This is a genomic window from Sphaerochaeta sp. UBA5836 (assembly GCF_002432845.1).
Classification (GTDB): domain Bacteria; phylum Spirochaetota; class Spirochaetia; order Sphaerochaetales; family Sphaerochaetaceae; genus Sphaerochaeta.
This window is the reverse complement of the sequence record NZ_DJGW01000002.1, coordinates 21,070-23,083: the sequence shown is the minus strand read 5'-3', so window position 1 is coordinate 23,083 and position 2,014 is coordinate 21,070. Positions and strand designations below refer to the sequence as shown.

Genomic DNA, 2,014 nt, shown 5'->3' with positions numbered 1-2,014 from the left:
GTACGGGAATTCATCAATCACGAGCACAAGCGATTCCGTGGCAGCTTTCTGTGCGATGTAATCAAGATAAGCATCAAAGTTGCTGAATACGAAACCACTGCCCTCTCCAAGTCCCTCATAGGTAGATGTTGCTAAATCAGCAAGTGTTTTCTTTTCTGTAGTTTTTGTTGACAAATGGAATATGGTCTTGAACCCTTCACAAGCTTTGGAAATCAACGTCGTCTTTCCAACTCGTCTTCGCCCAAAGACGACAACAAACTCAAATGTTTCTGAATTGAAGATTTTTTTCAATTCTCTCAATTCTGTTTCTCTTCCGACAAATCTCATCAACATCCTCCAACACCTACACAAAGTATAGTTCAATGTAAGACGAATAGCAAGTTATTAAAATTGCTTTTAATAAAAATGGTTTGAATTACCTAAGCACGGTCTTCCCGACTTAGGCCTCATCACACAAAAGCTATTTCACCCATGCCATCTTCTGCTGTGCATGGTATAATCCAGCCAATGGAGAAGCCATGTTTGAAAACGCACGCAAGCTGAGCACAATCAGGAAACAAGCCTTGAAATCCCTGCTTAGGAAGTTCGATGAATCGGGTCGTGAAATCATCGAAATGCACGTCCTGGACGACAGTGGTTTCCTTTCTCCGTATGCAGGAGCAAACGGGAAAGTCATCTCTTCAGAAGCCACCTCGTTTCTGGACAACTCGGTCGTGTTGCCGGTGACATTCAAGCATGGGATCATCATCCATATCACAAGTGCTTGCATCGACGAGCAGGAACGCATCGAGTATGAGACGGCCATCCGCAACAGATATCGTTCCCGGCTGACGGAACTGTCACAAAGCATGCTGAGAAACACCATCTTCGGCATCGGCATGAGCATCGTCGGAGTACTCATCCTGACCTTTGCAATCATTATGACATACCACAATCCGGGTTCCATTGTGCTCGAAGTGACGTACATTGCGGCATGGGTCTTCCTCTGGGAAGCCGTGGACCTGCTTTTCTTGGAACGCAGCAACCTCCGATATGAGCAGACGAAGGCGCTGACGTTGTATGAAGCAAAGATTGTTTTCACCTAAGATGGCAGCTTCGATATCTCAGTTTTCAGGCGGTCATTGGCTTGGCAACCCGTCAATGAGGGTCGATACGTAACGACATAGGGAGATGTTCGTTCGTAGGAGACAGGGTTGCCAAGATTGTGGCTGCTTGTTTTTCTTCCTGCTTTCATAACAACCCTTGCTTACACTGTTCTGGTTTTGTTGCAACAAGCGCTGCCTGCGCTTTTAGTCTTCTATCTGTGTGCAACTGCACTCCTCTTCCCCCTGGGAATTGACATTATTCTCTGTGCCAGCAAAAAGGAGTACGGCAAAGTCTCGTTGCGAAGCGCCCTTGCAGTGGTGGAAAAATCCTGCTCTTTGGATTGTTGCTCTTCGGCTTTGCAGGCCTTATGTCCATCACCGTTGCTCCTTGGGAGGCAAAGCTGTCTATTTCAATGCAACAGCGTATCCCTGAACGATGATGATCATCACCTGTGTACTACTTCCTGTCCGACGGCTTTGTTGCCCCATCGCAGAAGAGCTGTTTTTCAGTGGGTACCTCACCAGCCATGTTCGCAGGTTCGGCAAGGCCGCCCCGTTGGTCATCACAATCCTCTTCTCGCTCTACCATCTCTGGGCACCCTTTGCCAACATCTTCTCAGTCATTATCTTCATAGTTGGAGTTGCAGCCTAAGCTTCTGTTCAAGGGCCTGTTCGACGATGGGAACAAGACTTAGACAGAGCTCTTGCAGTTTTGCAAGCTGCCAGGCCAGCTCTTGTTTATCATTAAAACCAAGCAGATTGACCAGCTTTGTGCCGTAGTACACAGGACCGAGACTATGGTCGGCCATGTGTGCGGTTGCCACCGCATGCCCTACACTTCGGCAAAAAAGCTTGTAGGCAGGATCAGTAATTTTTTAGGCATGCTTGTGCACCGCCCTGCTTGCCTTCATTGCTTCTCCGGTTCCCGC

4 protein-coding genes are annotated in these 2,014 nt (G+C 47.7%); 2 read left to right on the top strand and 2 right to left on the bottom strand.

The window, feature by feature from the left end:
• On the bottom strand, window positions 1-327 hold a 327-nt coding region (locus tag B3F49_RS00150), incomplete at its 3' end, for an AAA family ATPase (protein WP_293908451.1).
• Window positions 328-518: 191 nt separating this feature from the next.
• On the opposite strand from B3F49_RS00150, the gene B3F49_RS00145 reads away from it, so the two are divergent.
• On the top strand, window positions 519-1,085 hold the full coding sequence (locus B3F49_RS00145; protein ID WP_293908450.1) for a hypothetical protein: 567 nt from the start codon (window positions 519-521) through the stop codon (window positions 1,083-1,085).
• A 436-nt stretch (window positions 1,086-1,521) separates the two neighbouring features.
• Complete coding sequence (locus B3F49_RS00140; RefSeq protein ID WP_293908449.1) at window positions 1,522-1,737, top strand: type II CAAX prenyl endopeptidase Rce1 family protein; 216 nt, start codon at window positions 1,522-1,524, stop codon at window positions 1,735-1,737.
• On the opposite strand, the gene B3F49_RS00135 is transcribed toward B3F49_RS00140, so the two are convergent.
• Entirely contained in the window at window positions 1,715-1,957 is a 243-nt protein-coding gene (locus tag B3F49_RS00135; protein ID WP_349681272.1) for a putative immunity protein, read from the bottom strand. The genes B3F49_RS00140 and B3F49_RS00135 overlap by 23 nt on opposite strands.
• Window positions 1,958-2,014 lie beyond the last annotated feature (57 nt).